A 12282-nucleotide genomic window follows, 5' to 3' on the forward strand; every position below is an offset into this window, starting at 1 on the left:
TCGAGTTGTCTGTGGCGAGGTGGAGAAAAATGGCAGCACGGTCCGTCGTCGCGCTCGTATCCGTTGCGGAGGTGGTGGCCGGCGACCTTGCCGACCATCTCGACCGGCGCGGGCACGATGTGCGCCAAGCGCGCCAGCCCTGGGAGGCGGAGTCGCTGCTTTCGGCAGGGGGCATCGACGTCGTGGTCGTCGGAGACGATGTGAGCCAGGCGGAGGGGCGCGAGCTGCTCAAGCGCTATGGCGGCGAAGGCGGCTCCGACTTCATCCTGATCTGCCGGCCGGCCGATCTCGTCGACAAGGTGCTGGCGCTGGAGCTCGGCGCCGCAGACGTGGTGGAAAGCCCCCTCAACGTGCGCGAGCTCGCAGCGCGCATCGGCGGCCTGCTGACGCGGCGCGGCCGCAACACCCAGGAACTGATCGTGCTGGAGAACGCCACCGTCGATCTGAGGTCGGCGATGGTGATGCATCGCTCCGGCGCCGAGGATCAGCTGTCGCCGGGGCAGGTGGCGCTGCTGAGACTGTTTCTGGCGAGCCCGCGCAAGGTGCTGACGCGCGACGACATCATCGCCGCCGCGCCCGCCGAGAATGCCGATGCTTTCGACCGCTCGATCGATTCGCGCATCGTGAGGCTGCGCCGCAAGCTCGATACCGAGACCATCACCACGATCAGGGGCGCCGGCTATCGGTTCGATCCGCCGACGCCGCGCACCGACTGAGGCGATAGCCAGCAGGTCTTTTCCTCGCTCTTGCATCGGATTTCCCAAAACCGATCTTCACTTTCGGGCCCGACGATGCTCGATGCTTAACGGACCACGAGGACCGAGGGGCCTGACGGCGCGTCGGCGGCGACGGTGATCTGGGCATGGGCGCGCTCCTTGAGCAGCACCGTTGCAAGCGCAGCAAAGCCAAGCAGCCCTTGTGCATAAAGCAGCGCGGACAGCACCGAGGCGGCAAATTTCGTCTTCATCGCTCAATCCCCAATTCGCTAAGTCGTCGATACTTCAGGAAACTCCCGAAGCGCCCGCGCCGCTGACGGAGCCCCCCGCTGCGGCGCGGGCCTTCGGTCCTCTCGGCAGCAAGTAGCCGGAGGGGCCGCGCATCCTCATCAGCCGAAGGCCGACCCGCCAGAGGGCCCTCAGCCGGTTGATGCGCAGGCTGGAAACAATCCAGACCGTGGCGATGAACAGTGCAGTGTGCAGCGTCGAAATCTCGCCTGAATTCATGGCGCCGAGCGTTGCCACAGGGTTGCCGGCGACCGAGCCGGCGCCACCGAGGATGACGGCCGCGACGCTAATCCTGAGAAGCCAGGGGCGTAGTTTCGATTTCCTGCCCATTTTCGTTTGCTGATGTCTGTTCCCGTTGCGTCAAACTTGCCGCCCTCCTGTATCCGCATCATGCCGCGCGAGCCGCGTTTTGTTGCAGATTGGTTTCGAAACCGGGGAAATGGCTTTCGTATCAAGGTCATATGCGCTTTCGCTTGCCTGTTTTCCCTGTCTTGCCGTTAACCATCCCGCACGCCAGGGGCAGGTTCCTTCGGTCGGAGCCGTTAACTTGCAGAAACAGATTCGAAACAGAAACGAGCGTCAAGCGAAATAGGTTTGAAACAGGTGCCCTCGATAAGACGGCGATCGAAATTGAAGCCGGCCAGACCGGACAGAGAGAGGGATCGTCATGCATACCGCCATTTCAGCCAAGCTCATCAACATCACCGCCGCCGCGCTCACTGGCGCGGCACTGCTTTTCGGCGGCAACGTCGCTCATGCCAACCAGATCGTCGCCCGGGTTTCGCTGTCGCAGCAGACCATGGAAGTGATGGTCGACGGCCGCCCGACCTTCGCCTGGAAAGTCTCGACCGGCGACAGAGCGCATGTCACGCCGACGGGGTCATTCAAGCCGACCCGCCTGCACGAGATGTGGTACTCGAAAAAGTACGACAACGCGCCGATGCCGCATTCGGTGTTCTTCAGCGGCGGCTATGCCGTGCATGCGACCTACGCCATCAACCGCCTCGGCCGGCCTGCCTCGCATGGTTGCGTGCGCCTGCATCCCGATGCCGCGGCCGATTTCTATCAGCTCGTCGAGGCCTTCGGCCCCGCCAACACCAGCATCGTCATCGTCAAGTGACGGGCTGGATCAAGTAGCAGGCGGGTTGCCGCCTTCGGGCTGGTTTGGCGCAATTCCCGGAAGGCTGTTCCACACTTTTTCCGGAATTGCTCTGGCGCCGAAGCCGTGAGGCAACCGCCAAAAAAGAGGCCGGAATTTTTCCGGCCTCTTTCCATATTGGAGTTAAGTTGGGAGCGCCGGCATCAGCTTCGGATCCGGCTTCTCGGCGAGATGCGGCAGATCCTTGCTGGCGATGAAGGTGTAGAACATCGGCACGACGAACAGCGTGAACATGGTGCCGACCAGGATGCCGGTGAAGATGACGAGACCCATCGAGTAGCGGGCCGCGGCGCCGGCGCCGCTGGAGATGATCAGCGGCACGACACCGAGCGCCATCGCCGCCGTCGTCATCAGGATCGGTCGCAGGCGCACCTTGGCCGAGGCGATGATGGCATCGCGCCGCCGCATGCCGTGGATCTCGCGCTGCTGGTTGGCGAATTCCACAAGAAGGATGCCGTGCTTGGTGATGAGGCCGATCAGCGTGATCAGCCCGACCTGCGTGTATATGTTGAGTGTACCCAGCCCGATGTTGAGCGGAACGATCGCGCCGAAGATCGAGAGTGGCACAGCCATCATGATGATCAGTGGATCGCGGAAGCTCTCGAATTGCGCGGCCAGCACCAGATAGATGACGATCACGGCGGCCGCGAAGGCGATCAGGATGGTGTTACCCTGTTCCTTTTCCTGCCGCGACTGCCCGGAATAGTCGACGAAGAAGGTGTCGGGCAGCGTTTCCCTGGCAAGGTCCTCCAGCACCTTCAGCCCGTCGCCGGTGGTCACACCGGGCAGCGGCAGGGCCGTGATCGTCGCTGAATTCAACTGGTTGAATTGCTCGATCGCCGCCGGCGAGGCGTTGGTCGAGATCCTCACCACCGCAGACAGCGGCACCATCTTGCCGTCGACACTGCGCACGAAATATTCGCCTAGCTTGTCCGGATTGTCGCGGAACTCCTGCGGCACCTGCGGGATGATGTCGTAGCTGTTGGAGTCGCGGTCGAACTGCGCCACCTCGGCGCCGCCGACCAAAAGGGTCAGCGTGCTGCCGATATCGGCGATCGGCAGGTTCAACGCCGCCGCGCGCTCACGGTCGATGGTCACGGTCACCTGCGGCGCGTCATAGGCCATCGAGTTCTGCACGACGATGAAGCGACCGGAAGCCTGCGCCTTGTTCTTGATCTTCTCGGCCTCGTCGAAGACCTCGGAGGGATCGCCGGTCGAGCGCACCACCATGGAGATAGGCAAGCCACCGCCGGAGCCCGGCAGCGTCGGCGGCGCGAAAACGAAGGCCTGGACGCCTGCCACCTTGGCGAGCCGGCCGGTAATGTCGGCCTGCAGCTCTTTCGAACTGCGCTTGCGGTCGGCCCAATCCTTGAAGGCGAAGCCGACGAAGGCGCTGTTGGTCTGGCCCCCGAAGGCGACGGCCGAGAACTGCGCCCTGGTCTCCGGAATGTCCTTCACGAGGCCGAGTATCTGGTTGACGTAGGTCTCGGTGTAGTCCGAGGTCGCATAGCGCGGCGCCGTCACCAACGAGAGCAGGAAGCCCTGGTCTTCTTCCGGCGCCAACTCGGTGGAGGTCTTGGTGAACATGAAGCCGGTGAGCGCGACCAGCGCCACGACGATGATCAGCGTCACTGGCCGGTTTCTGAGCGAGGCGGAGACCGCGCGCTCATAGACGCGCTCGACCCGGCCGAATGTGCCGTCGACGATGCGCTGGAAGCGGCCGTGCGCGCCCGCCTTCAGGAGCCGCGCCGACATCATCGGCGTGATGGTCACCGCAATCAGGCCGGACAGCACCACCGAGCCGGCAAGCGTGACCGCGAATTCGCGAAACAGTGCGCCGGTCAGGCCGCCGGTGAAGGCAAGCGGCGCGAACACGGCGGCCAGCGTGATGGTCATGGCGATGATTGCCGAGAAGATTTCGCGCATGCCGTTGAAGGCCGCCTGCATGGGCGACATGTGTTCCTCTTCCATGTGGCGATGGATGTTTTCCACCACCACGATGGCGTCGTCGACGACGAGGCCGATCGCCAGCACCATGGCGAGCAGCGACAAGAGGTTGATCGAGTAGCCGACCGAAAAAAGGATGAAGCAAACGCCGATCAGCGACAGCGGGATGGTGACGATCGGCATCATCACCGAGCGGAACGAGCCAAGGAACAGGAGGATGACCACGATGACGATGGCGACCGCCTCGCCGATGGTCTTGAACACCTCTTCGATCGAGGCGCTGATCTGCTCGGTGGCGTCGTAGACGACCTCGATCGTCATACCTTTCGGCAGCGTCTCCTGGATCTGCGGCACGAGCTTGGTGACCGCCGCCGCGGTCGTCAACGGGTTGGCCGCCGGCGTCGGGAAGATGGCCAGGAAGGTGCCGGGCTTGCCGTTGAAGCTCACCCTGGTGTCGGTGCTTGCGGCGCCGAGTTCGACGCGCGCCACGTCGCGCAGGCGCACGACCTGACCGTCGGTCGAGCGGATCGGGAGCTGCGAGAACGCCTCCGGCGTCTGCAAGGTCGAATGCACGGTGATCGAGGAGACCACATACTCGTTCTGGGTGTTGCCGGGCGCGGACAGGAAGTTGGAGTTGTTGATCGCGGTCAGCACGTCGGCGGCGGTGGCGCTGCGGGCGGCAAGCCTGATCGGATCGATCCAGACGCGCATGGAATATTCCTCGGCGCCGAAGATCTGCACGTCGGCGACGCCTTCCACCGTCGAAATGCGAGGCCGAATGACGCGCTCGATATACTCGGTGAGCTGCTCCTTGGTCATGTTCGGATTCTGCATCGAGATATACATCATCGCGAACTGCTGGCCGGTGCCCTTGACGATCACGGGGTCCTTGGCGGCATCCGGCAGGGTGCCGCGCACGCCCTGAACCTTGGAAAGCACCTCGGTCAGCGCGACGTCGGGATTGGAGCCGAGCTTCATCTGCACGGTCACGGTGCTGGAAGACGGCCGGCTCGACGAGGTCACGTAGTCGATGTTCTCGGTCGAGGCGACGGCACGCGCGATCGGCGCGGAGATGAAGCCCTGGATCAGGTCGGCGCTCGCCCCCGGGTAGGCCGTGGTGATGGTGATCGCCGTCTCGTCCACCTTCGGATATTGGCGGATCGACAGGTTGAAGATGGCCTGGAAACCCAGGAGCAGGATCATGCAGGCCAGCACCGTCGAGAGGACGGGGCGGCGAATGAAGATATCGGAGAAGCTCATTGCTGAACCTCTTTGTTCGCCGATTTGCTGGGATCGATGGTGTTGTCGACGGCAACGGGCATGCCGTTGAAGAGCCGGTTCTGGCCGGCGGTGACGACCTGGTCGCCGGCCTTCAGGCCCTCGACGATCTCGACCATGCCGTTGTTGCGGCGGCCGAGCTTGACGAACACCTGCGACAGAACGAGCGCCGGCTGCTGCCCGGCTTCGGCCGGCTTCTGGGCGTTGTCAGCCGGTTTTGCGGCGTTGTCGGCGGGCTTTGCCGCATCGGAGGCCGGCTTGGAGGCATCGGCTTGCGGCTTGGCGGCATCGCCGGCAGGCTTCTGCGCGCCGGCTTTCTGCTGTTCCGGTTTCGCCGGCGCGCCAGCGCCGCCGTCAGCAGGCTTCGCCGGCACGACGACGAAAACAAAGTCGCCGTACAGGCTTGACGTCACTGCCGTCTGCGGCACCGAGATGACGTTGCTTTCCTCCGGCAGCTCGACGCGGATCTGCACGAACTGGCCAGGCGTCAGCTTGCCCTCCGGATTGGCAACCTCGCCGCGGATCGACACCAGCCGGCTCGCCGGGTCGATCTTGGGATCGATGCCGCGAATGGAGCCGGCAAAGGGCATGTCGGCCACGCTGCCGCCGATCCGCACCGTCTGGCCGATCTTCAGCAATGGGAGCTGCTGCTCGGGCACGGTGAAGTCGACCCGCATCGTGTCCAGATCCTGGAGGGTCACCACCGAGTTGCCTGGGGCCAGATATTGGCCGATGTCGATCCTCGGAATGCCGACCGTTCCGTTGAAGGGGGCGGCCAATTGCTTCTGGTCGAGCACGGCCTGCAGCTTGTTCACCTGCGCGGCCGAAGCGTCCGCCGCCGCGCGCGCGGCATCGAGCGTCGCGTCGGTGCCGACGCCGCGCCGCTGCAATTCGAGCGCGCGGGTCAACGCCGCCTGGTCGGAGGCGGCCTGCGCCTTCTGCGCCACCAGATCGGCCTTCTCGACGGCGTCGTCGAGCTGCAGCAGCACGGCGTCGGCCGCGACCTTCTGGTTGGCGTGGAAGAGGATGTCCTTGACGATGCCGGCCGTCTCGACGGTCAGGTCGACGCCGCGCACGGCGTTGACGGTGCCGATCGCCTCGACGCCGGGCGTCCAGTCCGACGGCTTCACCACGACGGTCGAGACGGTCGCGGCCGGCGGCTTCATGGTGGCGAAAAACTGCTTGATCGCATTGTCGCGAAACAGGTTGAAACCGACGATTCCCACGCACGCCACGACAAGCAGCAGCAGGATTCCGGTGATGATGAAGAAGCGCTTCACGGACAGTCCCCCTCAAGCCGGCAACCGGCAAAACAATCGATGCCGGGACACATATCGATGACGCATCCCGATTTCAAATGGCGGCGCCTTACTGTACCGTCTGGACGGTCTTGTCAATTCTGCACAAGCTAATGTAAGGGAAGGCGTGATGAAGGCTCGCAGGGCAAACTCGCGCGACAGAATATTGGCCGCCGCCGCCGACGTGGCGCGCGAGGCGGGTCCCGGAAGCCTGTCGCTCGACGCCGTTGCCAGCCGCGCCGGTGTCTCCAAGGGCGGCCTGCTCTACAATTTCCCGACCAAGGCCAAGCTGATGCAGGGGCTGGTCGAGAACTACCTCAATGCTTTCGAACAAGCGCTCGAAGAACGCGTGGCCGAGGCCAGCGACGAGAGCGTGCTCGCGGCCTACATACGGCTCTCGGCCGATGATTGCGAGAAGCCAAAGCCTTCGGCTTCCTGGATGTTTTCCGCGATCGCGGAGGATCCGGATTTCCTGACGCCGATAAAGGCGTTCAAGCGGCAGCTTTTCGAAAGGCTGAAAGGCGAAACGGACGACCTCGGCTCGCTGCTGGTCTGTTTCCTCGCCATCGAAGGACTGCGCAGCATGAATCTCTTCGATTCCGATGTGCTTACCGAGGATGAGCACAAGCTTCTGGTGGCGGCGCTCCTGAACATAGCCGGATAGTCACCAGACGGTTAAGAGCGTCACACCAGCTTCATCCTGGGGACATAGCGTTCTTCCCGGTTCTTTGCTGCAATGCAAATGGAGTGGGACAATGGTGGACGTGGTTTCCAGTGAGGCGGGGATTCCGAGACCGGATCATCCGCTGGAGCAATCGAGCAGCGCGAAGTGGTTCCTGCCGGCATTCGGCGTGCTGGTCCTGGTCGGGCTGATCTATGTCGGCTATGCGCTGAGCCAGGATCTGGCGATCGCCAAGACGGTGCCGTGGATCCTGCTCGGCATCGCGCTCCTGATTGCGCTGGGCTTCGAGTTCGTCAACGGCTTCCACGACACCGCCAATGCGGTGGCGACCGTTATCTACACGCGCTCGCTGCCGGCGGAATTCGCCGTCATGTGGTCGGGCGTGTTCAACTTCCTGGGCGTCTTGACCTCGAGCGGCGCCGTGGCCTTCGGCATCCTGTCGCTGTTGCCGGTCGAGTTGATCCTGCAGGTCGGCTCGTCTTCCGGCTTCGCCATGGTGTTCGCGTTGCTGGTCGCGGCCATCCTGTGGAATCTGGGCACCTGGTTCCTCGGTCTGCCGGCGTCCAGCTCGCATACCATGGTCGGCTCGATCATCGGCGTCGGCCTCGCCAACCAGTTCATGGCGCCGGCCGGAAGCGCCACCAGCGGCGTCGAGTGGGGGCAGGCGACCAATGTCGGCATGTCGCTGCTGGTTTCGCCGCTCGTCGGCTTCTTCGCTGCCGCGGCCCTGCTTTATGTGATGAAGTTTCTCGTGCGCAATCCGGCGCTCTATGAGGCGCCGAAAGGCAAGACGCCGCCGCCGTGGTGGATCCGCGCGCTGCTGATCTTCACCTGCACCGGCGTCAGCTTCGCGCATGGCTCGAATGACGGCCAGAAGGGCATGGGCCTGATCATGCTGATCCTGATCGGCGTGGTGCCGACCGCCTATGCGCTCAACCGCACGCCGGACATCAACTATCTCGAGGCGTACAAGTCGGCTTCGGCCTCCGTCGAGCAGGCGCTGGGCAAGTATGCAAAGCCGGGCGTCACCGTCGCCGATGCCAAGGCCGCGGTTCAGGAGGCCGTGCGCTCGAAGACCTGGAACGACCAGACGACTGTCGCGCTGCAGAGCTACATCCACAACACGACGGCCGGGCTGCAGCCTTACGCCACGGTAGACAAGGTGCCGACGGACCTGGTCAGCAACGCCCGCAACGACATCTATCTGATCGGCGAAGCGCTGAAGCTGATCGACAAGAAGAAGCTGCTGCCGATGCAGGATGCCGACCTGAAGGCGGTGACGGACTATCACAAGGCGGTCGACAACGCGACGAAGTTCATCCCGCTCTGGGTCAAGATCGCCGTGGCTCTGGCGCTCGGCCTCGGCACCATGGTCGGCTGGAAGCGCATCGTCGTCACCGTCGGCGAGAAGATCGGCAAGAGCCACCTGACCTACGGCCAGGGCGCCGCCGCCGAACTGGTCGCGATGATCACGATCGGCGCGGCCGACCGTCTCGGCCTGCCGGTGTCGACCACCCACGTCCTGTCGTCCGGCGTTGCCGGCACGATGGCGGCGAACGGCTCCGGCCTGCAGTGGGCGACCGTGCGCAACCTTTTGCTTGCCTGGGTGCTGACGCTGCCCTGCTCGATCGCGCTGTCTTTCGTGCTCTTCGTGCTCTTCCGCCAGGTGTTCTAGCGTTCGAGCGGAAAATCAGAGGCGGCGCCGTTTGCGGCGCCGCCGAAGTTTCGGGCATGTCCACGAGTGGCGGCCATGAATGATGCATCGCATCTGACACTGCTTGCCTGGGACGATAGCCGGCATCACGCGCCCGGGCTGGTCTGGGCCTATCGCGGCGCCGCTGACGAAGCGCCGCAGCCGGTCGCTCCCAAGGACATAGAGGCTGCACTTGCCAAGCCGGACGGCTGGGTGTGGCTGCATGTCGACCTCATCGACCAGCGGACGCATTCCTGGATCAGCCATGCCTGCGCGCTGCCGCAATCGGCGCACGCAATTCTCGAAGGTCATGAGGACAGCATGGCACTGGCGCATGAGAAGGGTGTCGTGCATGGTATCGCCGCCGACCTGCATGGCGAGATCGCACGCCGGTCGACCACCATCGGCAGGCTGCATTTTGCCGTGACGGACCGGCTACTCGTGACCGGCCGCCGCCATTCGCTGGCCGCCGTCGAAGAGGTGCACAAGACGCTGCGGGACGGTTTCAAGCCGGCAACGGCATTCGAGCTGTTCAGCGCGATCGTGCTCGCCTTTTGCAGGAGCGCAACCGAGCGACTGGCCGCGGCGACCAAACAACTGGACGAGGTCGAAGATCATCTCGTCACCGAGCGGCTTGCCGACGAGCGGCGGCGGATCAAGGACGTGCGTCGGCTCACCGTCTCGCTGCACCGGCCGATTTCGGCGCAGGCGGCGCTGTTCCAGGACGAGAACCGTGCCGGCTGGGAGTTGTCGGCGGGCGCGCATGAAATACTGGGTCGCCTGTCCGCCCGCCTCAAAAGGCTCGATCGTGAAGTCGTCATGGTCAACGACCGCGCGAGGCTGCTGCAGGAAGAGGTCGCGGCCGAACTCGCGGACGAATCGAACCGCAGCCTGAAAGCATTGGCGGTGATGAGCGCGCTGCTTCTGCCTGGCACGTTGATCGTCGGTATCTTCGGCATGAACACCGCTGAGCTGCCGCTTACGCATACGCATGGCGGCTTCTTGCTGGCGCTGCTGCTCGCGGCTGGGGCGACGGGCCTGTTCTACTGGCTGCTGTTGCGGGCCGGCGCCGATCTCAAATTCTAGATCTAGGGGCGCGCAGCGGCTTTCCGTCTGGAATTGCGTAAAACAAAACGTTGGAACGGTTCTGTGTTCCTCTCAGAAATTGAACCGCTCCAGGACCTTCGACCTTGAGGGCTTCCGGCCGCGACACGGCCCGATCGCCGCCTTCAGGTCGGGTCTTCGCGGTGCAGGTCGTGGATGGCGACGCCTTCGACATTGGTCGGCGGCATCAGCCACTGCTTGTGGCGCAGCGTGCGCTCCGTGTCCTCAAGGCCCATCTCCCAGTGCTCGCGCATCGAGGTGCCCGAGAACTCATAGTCCTTGGCGTGGCCTTCATAGCCTTTGTGCTGGTAGATCAAGTGGACGATGTTGACCACGCCGGCATCGGAATAATCGGCGATCAGTTCCTTCTCGCCATCCTTCAGTTGCTCCGGCGGAACGCGCTTGAGCGCATCGAGCAGCTTCATCTTGAGCGCATGGATGCGCTGAAAATTGTCGGTGTTCTGGCGCGTGCGGCTCGAATACATGATGTCCTTGTGGCGCGACAGCACGTCGGCCATGCCGCGCGGCAGCGCGCCGCGGGCGCTGAACAGATCGACCTGGAAGACCAGCGAGGAGCGGTCCTCCTCCTGGTCGAGCAGGTATTGCAGCGGCGTGTTGGAGACGATGCCGCCGTCCCAATAATACTCGCCCTCGATGCGGATCGACGGGAAGGCCGGCGGCAGCGCGCCGCTCGCCATGATGTGCTCCGGCCCGATGCGCACCTTGTCGGTGTCGAAATAGACGAAGTTGCCGGTCCTGACATTGACCGCGCCGACGCTCAAGCGCTTCTTGCCGTCGTTGAGCACGTCGAAGTCGATCAGGCTTTCCAACGTCTCCTTCAGCTCGGCCGTGTCGTAGAAGCTGGTGGCGCCCTCGGCGCCTGGCGGCTCGAACCATGGATTGGGATTGCGCGGCTTGAAGAAGCCGGGCTGGCCCATCATCATCGTCATCCACGACGAGGTGCGGTTGCGGATGTCGCGATAGACGTCGCCTTCCGGCGTGTAGGCCCAGATCTTGCGGCCTGAAACCGTCTGCCAGAACTGCTCAAGCCGCTGCAGGCGCCGGCTCGGCTCGTTGCCGGCGATGATCGAGGCGTTGATGGCGCCGATCGAAACGCCGGAGAGCCAGGTCGGCTCGCAGCCGGCATCGGAAAGCGCCTGATAGACGCCGGCCTGGTAGGCGCCCAGCGCGCCGCCGCCCTGGAAGACCAGGGCGACGCGATCATATTGCTGCGAGATTTCCTGGATGGTGGCGGCGGTAGCCTTGTTTCGGGCGCGTTCAAGCACGAGCCTTCTCCGGCTGGATTGCGCTGGTCGCGGTCGAGTTGCGATCGGCGAGATAGTCGTGGACGACCTCGCCCAACCCGAGCGTCAGGTCGGCGGTGAAGTGGACGGCCGAGACGACCTCGAGCACCGGCAGCTTGGCCACGTCGGCCATGACATGGGGCCGAAGGTCGAGCGCGGCCGGCGCCGTCCAGGCTTCCTTCAGCGTCACGTCGGTCAGGTAGTAGCGCACCAGCTCGCAAATGCGCGGGCTGCCGTCGACATGCGGGATGATCTTGATCAGGAAGTTGGGCGCGGCGAGCGAGGCGAGCACGGAATCGTGGTCGGCCTCGCGATGCTTGTAGCCCATGGTGCCGGTGGCGCACAGCACGCTGCCATAGTGAAGCGTGCCCACCACCACTTCGCCCTCATGCACGATCTTGGGGCTGGCGAGCTTCTTCGGAAAACCCCAGAGCTCGCGGCCGCCGGCGATCGGCGCGTCGTCGTCGAGATACATGGAATGGACATAGCCGCCATGCTGACCGCCGAAGCGCACGGGGATGACCTGGCCGGTCTCGGTATAGTCGCCGAAGCCGGTCGAATCCGGCATGCGGATGAACTCGTATTTCACCAGCGGTTCGTCGATCTCGAGCGGCTTCGGCACCACGGCTTCCAACGCCTCGCGCGTCGTGCGGTAGGTGATGATGATGTATTCGCGGTCGAAGAAACGGTAGGGGCCGGGCGGGAAGGAAGGGTTGGTGAGCGGCATCGCATAGGCGCGCTTCACGACATCGTCGATTTCCAAGCTGTTCACCTATCGGTTCAGGAATGACATGCGCGAGATGCGCAGGTGAG

Annotated in this window: 11 protein-coding genes; 5 read left to right on the forward strand and 6 right to left on the reverse strand. The window is 64.0% G+C overall.

Annotated elements, in window-relative coordinates:
• Positions 1–29: 29 nt before the first annotated feature.
• Complete coding sequence (locus QAZ47_RS08835; RefSeq protein ID WP_278206338.1) at positions 30–716, forward strand: response regulator transcription factor; 687 nt, start codon at positions 30–32, stop codon at positions 714–716.
• Between the two features lie 86 nt (positions 717–802).
• Here QAZ47_RS08835 and QAZ47_RS08840 read toward each other — a convergent pair whose 3' ends face one another.
• Entirely contained in the window at positions 803–967 is a 165-nt protein-coding gene (locus QAZ47_RS08840) for a hypothetical protein (RefSeq protein WP_278206339.1), read from the reverse strand.
• A 34-nt stretch (positions 968–1001) separates the two neighbouring features.
• Entirely contained in the window at positions 1002–1334 is a 333-nt protein-coding gene (locus QAZ47_RS08845; protein ID WP_278206340.1) for a hypothetical protein, read from the reverse strand.
• A gap of 337 nt (positions 1335–1671) precedes the next feature.
• Here QAZ47_RS08845 and QAZ47_RS08850 point away from each other — a divergent pair, with 337 nt between their 5' ends.
• Positions 1672–2124, forward strand: coding sequence for a L,D-transpeptidase (locus tag QAZ47_RS08850; protein WP_278073572.1), 453 nt, complete (start codon positions 1672–1674; stop codon positions 2122–2124).
• A 162-nt stretch (positions 2125–2286) separates the two neighbouring features.
• Here QAZ47_RS08850 and QAZ47_RS08855 read toward each other — a convergent pair whose 3' ends face one another.
• Positions 2287–5370, reverse strand: a complete 3084-nt coding sequence (locus QAZ47_RS08855; protein ID WP_278232971.1) for an efflux RND transporter permease subunit — start codon at positions 5368–5370, stop codon at positions 2287–2289.
• Positions 5367–6668: an efflux RND transporter periplasmic adaptor subunit gene (locus QAZ47_RS08860; protein ID WP_278232972.1), complete on the reverse strand. Its 1302-nt coding sequence runs from the start codon at positions 6666–6668 to the stop codon at positions 5367–5369. Before QAZ47_RS08860 ends, QAZ47_RS08855 begins: the two co-directional genes overlap by 4 nt.
• Before the next feature lie 148 nt (positions 6669–6816).
• Here QAZ47_RS08860 and QAZ47_RS08865 point away from each other — a divergent pair, with 148 nt between their 5' ends.
• The 3 genes from QAZ47_RS08865 to QAZ47_RS08875 all read left to right on the forward strand — a co-directional run bounded on the left by QAZ47_RS08865 (position 6817) and on the right by QAZ47_RS08875 (position 10147).
• Complete coding sequence (locus QAZ47_RS08865) at positions 6817–7350, forward strand: TetR family transcriptional regulator (protein WP_278206344.1); 534 nt, start codon at positions 6817–6819, stop codon at positions 7348–7350.
• Between the two features lie 91 nt (positions 7351–7441).
• Positions 7442–9043, forward strand: coding sequence for an inorganic phosphate transporter (locus QAZ47_RS08870; protein WP_278232973.1), 1602 nt, complete (start codon positions 7442–7444; stop codon positions 9041–9043).
• 75 nt (positions 9044–9118) lie between these two features.
• On the forward strand, positions 9119–10147 hold the full coding sequence (locus tag QAZ47_RS08875; protein ID WP_278232974.1) for a CorA family divalent cation transporter: 1029 nt from the start codon (positions 9119–9121) through the stop codon (positions 10145–10147).
• A gap of 143 nt (positions 10148–10290) precedes the next feature.
• Here the strand turns inward: QAZ47_RS08875 and QAZ47_RS08880 are convergent, their stop codons facing one another.
• A complete protein-coding gene (locus QAZ47_RS08880; protein ID WP_278232975.1) occupies positions 10291–11451 on the reverse strand; it encodes a patatin-like phospholipase family protein in 1161 nt (386 codons plus the stop codon).
• Positions 11444–12232 carry an acetoacetate decarboxylase gene (locus tag QAZ47_RS08885; RefSeq protein ID WP_278233783.1) on the reverse strand — a complete coding sequence of 263 codons (789 nt, stop codon included), beginning with the start codon at positions 12230–12232 and terminating at the stop codon, positions 11444–11446. The genes QAZ47_RS08880 and QAZ47_RS08885 overlap by 8 nt, the downstream gene beginning before the upstream one ends.
• Positions 12233–12282 lie beyond the last annotated feature (50 nt).

The sequence above is a fragment of the Mesorhizobium sp. WSM4904 genome (assembly GCF_029674545.1).
Taxonomy (GTDB): Bacteria; Pseudomonadota; Alphaproteobacteria; order Rhizobiales; family Rhizobiaceae; genus Mesorhizobium.